This window comes from Massilia sp. Leaf139 (assembly GCF_001424165.1).
In the GTDB taxonomy this organism is placed as follows: domain Bacteria; phylum Pseudomonadota; class Gammaproteobacteria; order Burkholderiales; family Burkholderiaceae_D; genus Telluria.
This window is the reverse complement of the sequence record NZ_LMOJ01000017.1, coordinates 1-4,576: the sequence shown is the minus strand read 5'-3', so window position 1 is coordinate 4,576 and position 4,576 is coordinate 1. Positions and strand designations below refer to the sequence as shown.

Here is a 4,576-nt window from a genome sequence, read left to right as displayed (position 1 = left end):
TTCCACCGCGTCGCTCGTTGCAAAGAAATTACGAATCTAACTACTTGATTTCGTTAACGTTTTGCAGACAGCGCCGAAGCGGAGGCGAATTATAGCCAACCGTTATCCTGCTTGGCAAGTGCTTTTCACCACACACCGATGACGGCCCTTTTCCTCTTCGAAACTAATCGCCACCGGTAAAAACCGGCCGATCACTTCTGCATTCGTCGTCGCATGTAGTGAAATCGTGGATGCGGTAAAGGCGCCGCCACCGGCCAATGCCATTGGCAGCATCAGCTGGTCGGCCAGGTGTTCGCCGACGGCCGCACCCGATGCGAGATAGTCCTGTGCCTGCGCGATCGCGTCCTGGGCGACGGCTTCCGCCCTAACCGCTTTGGCGCCGAAGCCTGCGAATACTTCCCTCACCTGTTCATGTTCCAGCGTGATGAGTACGGCGTTACCCGGCCCCTGCTCGCCGGGAAGCCGATGCAGGCGCAGCTGCTCCTCTTGCCATCCCAGCGCGACGCCGATACAGCCCAGTTCACGCTGGCCTACGCTCGACGGGAGGCCCGCCACTAGCGCGTCGGCCACGCCACTCAGCAGGCGGCCGCGCTCGTGCAGCACCAGCTGCCGCCACTGCTGGCACGGCGAGATCCTCGCGACGACCTCACCTCCGCCGGCAGGATAAAAGCCGTAGCGCAGCAAATCGATATCGACGTGCGCTCCCATGCGGGCCAGCAGCGGCAGATAGGCCTGCTGCAGGAACTGCACCGGCGGCGCCATCACGTTATGGGTGCCGCCGGTGATGCGGATGGTCGATGGCCGCTCGGCATACAGCAGTGCCAGCACGACCGTCTGCAAGACCAGGGTGCAGCTGCCCGCCGTGCCGATGGCGAACCGGTAGTCGCCGCCCCGGATACGGCCCGGCACAAACTGCAGCTCGGACGAGCCGAGTTCCGCGCCCGTCACGCGTGCACCGCTCACCTCGGCCGCGGCCTGCACGGCGACCAGGTGCTGCCGCATCAATCCGGGCTTCGCGCGGTTGGCACGAATGCGCCTGATGCGAAACGGCTGCCCCGTGATCATGGCCAGCGCGAGCGCGCTGCGCAGGATCTGGCCGCCACCTTCGCCCGCGGCGCCATCGAGTTCGATCATGGTCTCCCCTGCTGTTCTTGTTATCGGATCGGTGCGGAGGACTTACCCCTTCACGCACACCACCTGCTTGAGCGTGTGGACGACTTCCACAAGATCACGCTGGGCGTGCATCACCGCGTCGATGTCCTTATAAGCCATCGGGATTTCGTCGATGACGTTCGCATCCTTGCGGCACTCCACGCCTTCGGTCGCCTTGACCTGATCGGCCAGCGTGTAACGACGCTTGGCTTCCGTCCGGCTCATCGTGCGTCCCGCACCGTGGCTGCAGCTGTTAAAACTGTCGGGATTGCCTTTGCCGCGCACGATAAAACTCTTCGCGCCCATCGAGCCGGGGATGATGCCCAATTCGCCCGCGCGCGCCGACACGGCGCCCTTGCGGGTCACCAGCACGTCCTTGCCGAAGTGGTGCTCCTTCTGCACATAATTGTGGTGGCAGTTCACCGCCTCCACGTGCGTCTGGAAGGACTTGGTAATCACGGAGCGCACGGCGGATATAAGGTTCTGCATCATGACCTCGCGATTCATGCGCGCGAACTTCTGCGCCCAGCTGACCGCCTCCACATAATCGTCGTAGTGCTGCGTCCCTTCCGACAGATAGGCCAGGTCGCTGTCGGGCAGGTTGACCAGGTGGGTGCGCATGTCCTTCTTGGCCAGCTCGATAAAATAAGTGCCGATCGCATTGCCGACGCCGCGCGAGCCCGAGTGCAACATGAACCAAACGAAGCCGACTTCGTCCAGGCACACCTCGACGAAGTGGTTACCGCTGCCGAGCGTGCCGAGATGGCGGTAGTTGTTCGTGTTCTTCAGCGACGGCGTCTTCAGGCAGATCGCATCGAATTCGTCCTTCAGTTGAACCCAGGCTGCGTCGACTGCCGTCGGCGGCGTTTGCCACGAACCCTCGTCGCGGCCGCGATGACCGCGCGTTTTCGGCGACATCCCGTGCGGAATGGCGCGCTCGATGGCGGTGCGCAGCTTCGACAGACTGTCGGGCAGGTCGGTCGCGCGCAAGGTGGTCTTCGCCGCCATCATGCCGCAGCCGATGTCGACGCCCACCGCGGCCGGAATCACCGCGCCCAGGGTCGGCACGACGGTGCCGATGGTCGAGCCTTTGCCTAGGTGGACGTCAGGCATGACGGCGATGTGCTTGTACACGAAGGGCATCTTGGCCGTGTTCGTCAACTGCTGCTTGGCCGCCTCTTCGACCGGCACGCCGCGCGTCCACATTTTCACGCTGCTGCCGTTCGGGATATCCATCACATCGTAGTGGTCGTTATTCATCGTCTTATCGTTTTCAAAGTGAGATGGCGCTGCCATCTGAATCGTCGTCTGGTTTGCTTCTCCTGTATTGCAAGCGGCGTGCCAGTCAGGAGCATTTCGCCGGGGAGGGCAGCAAGTCACTGATTCTTCAACCTTTTGGACAACTGCACGCATAAGAGCGAGAACTGGACTGCAGATACGTCCACTGATAAATTATCCGTATAGATAAACTTTTATACGAATATGAATAAGAAGGAAACGGTGGTCATCGGCTTTGTCGGCACAAAGCTCGACAATTATCGCGGCGCGTCGCGCTGGGACAAATGGCGACCGAGCATCGCGTTGACCCAGCAGCCCGATCTCACCGTCGGCCGTTTCGAGTTGCTGTACAACGGGAGCGTCGACAATCTGATCAGCCAGGTCACGGACGATATCGCATCCGTGTCGCCGGAAACGCAGGTCGTTCCCCATGCGCTCGAGATGGCGGACGCCTGGGACTTCGAGGAAGTGTACGGCGCCCTGTTCGATTTCGCGAAGCGCTATCCCTTCGATCCGGACAAGGAAGACTACTGGATCCACATCACGACCGGCACCCACGTCGTCCAGATCTGTATGTTCCTGCTGACCGAAGCGCGCTTCTTTCCCGGCCGCCTGATACAGACCTCGCCGCCGCGCGCGCCGGCGTCGAACACGCTCGGCAGCTATACGCTGATCGACCTCGACCTGTCGCGTTACGACCAGATCGCCCAGCGCTTTTCGCGCGAGCAGCTGGAGGGCATCGCCTTCCTGAAATCGGGCATTGCAACGCGCAATGCCGCGTTCAACACCATGATCGAAGAGATCGAGCGGGTCGCGATCCGCTCGCGTGCACCGATGCTGCTGATGGGGCCGACGGGCGCCGGTAAATCCTTTCTGGCGCGGCGCGTCTATGAACTGAAAAAGGCGCGCCACCAGGTGGCTGGCCGTTTCGTCGAACTCAATTGCGCGACGCTGCATGGCGATGGCGCGGCCTCGACGCTGTTCGGGCATATCAAGGGCGCCTTCACCGGTGCGGCGGCGGATCGTCCGGGTCTGCTCAGGAGTGCGCACAAGGGGCTTCTCTTTCTCGACGAGATCGGCGAGCTCGGTGCGGACGAGCAGGCGATGCTGCTGAAAGCGGTCGAAGAGAAACGCTTTCTTCCGCTCGGCAGCGACCACGAGGTGCACAGCGAGTTCCAGCTGATTGCCGGCACCAACCGCGACCTGGCGCAGGACGTAGCGGCCGGACGTTTTCGCGAAGACCTGTACGCGCGCATCAATCTGTGGACATATGCCCTCCCTGGACTGCGCGAGCGGCAGGAGGATATCGAACCGAATCTCGATTATTTATTGGCTCAGTTCGGGGAAGAGAATGGCCAGATGGTGCGCTTCAACCGCGAGGCCCGCACCCGCTTCATGCGCTTCGCGCGCGCGCCGGACGCACTATGGACGGGTAACTTCCGCGACCTCTGGGCGTCGGTGACGCGGATGGCAACGCTGGCGCAGTCCGGGCGGATCACCGAGGCGATCGTCGACGACGAGATCGCGCGCCTGCAGCGGCTGTGGCGGCCGCGCGCCGGCCGCGGTGCCGACGGCGATGTGGCGCTCGACGACCTGCTTGGCGAAGAGGCGGCGAGCCGACTGGATCTGTTCGACGCCCTGCAGTTGCAGGCAGTGGTCGGCGTGTGCCGCCGATCGAAAAGCTTGTCCGACGCGGGCCGCAAGCTGTTCGGCGTGTCGCGCGATGCCAAGACCAAGCCGAACGACGCCGACCGGCTCAAGAAATATCTGGCACGCTTCGGCCTGAGCTGGGATCGGCTGTCGGGTGAGCTGTCGCCTGATCGGTGACGCGACGGAACCGCCGCGTTTTTCAATGGTCGTATGGTAGCCAGCCGTACCTGCGGCGGCACCGGACATGCCAGAACTGGGCGGCACTTGTCTACCTGAGGGTTTCGTTAATCGGGGGGAACGCGAGGGTGCGAGTGCTCGCCCAGCCCATTGCGCGAATGGGCAATACGAGGGACAAGCGGAAAGCAAAAAACCCCGCTCGGGTCACCGAGCGGGGTTTTTCTTATAACTAGCCTGACGATAACCTACTTTCACACTGGTTGCAGCACTATCATCGGCGCAAAGTCGTTTCACGGTCCTGTTCGGGATGGGAAGGGGT

Annotated in this window: 3 protein-coding genes; 1 reads left to right on the top strand and 2 read right to left on the bottom strand. The window is 62.3% G+C overall.

Annotated elements, in window-relative coordinates; translation table 11 throughout:
- Positions 1-102: 102 nt before the first annotated feature.
- Together rtcA and ASF77_RS11350 are read right to left on the bottom strand one after the other, a co-directional pair.
- A complete protein-coding gene (gene rtcA / locus ASF77_RS11355) occupies positions 103-1,134 on the bottom strand; it encodes an RNA 3'-terminal phosphate cyclase (RefSeq protein ID WP_056339130.1) in 1,032 nt (343 codons plus the stop codon).
- 42 nt (positions 1,135-1,176) lie between these two features.
- Positions 1,177-2,412, bottom strand: coding sequence for an RtcB family protein (locus tag ASF77_RS11350; protein ID WP_056339129.1), 1,236 nt, complete (start codon positions 2,410-2,412; stop codon positions 1,177-1,179).
- A 222-nt stretch (positions 2,413-2,634) separates the two neighbouring features.
- Between ASF77_RS11350 and rtcR the strand changes: the two genes are divergently transcribed.
- Positions 2,635-4,257, top strand: coding sequence for an RNA repair transcriptional activator RtcR (rtcR, locus tag ASF77_RS11345; RefSeq protein ID WP_056339127.1), 1,623 nt, complete (start codon positions 2,635-2,637; stop codon positions 4,255-4,257).
- Positions 4,258-4,576 lie beyond the last annotated feature (319 nt).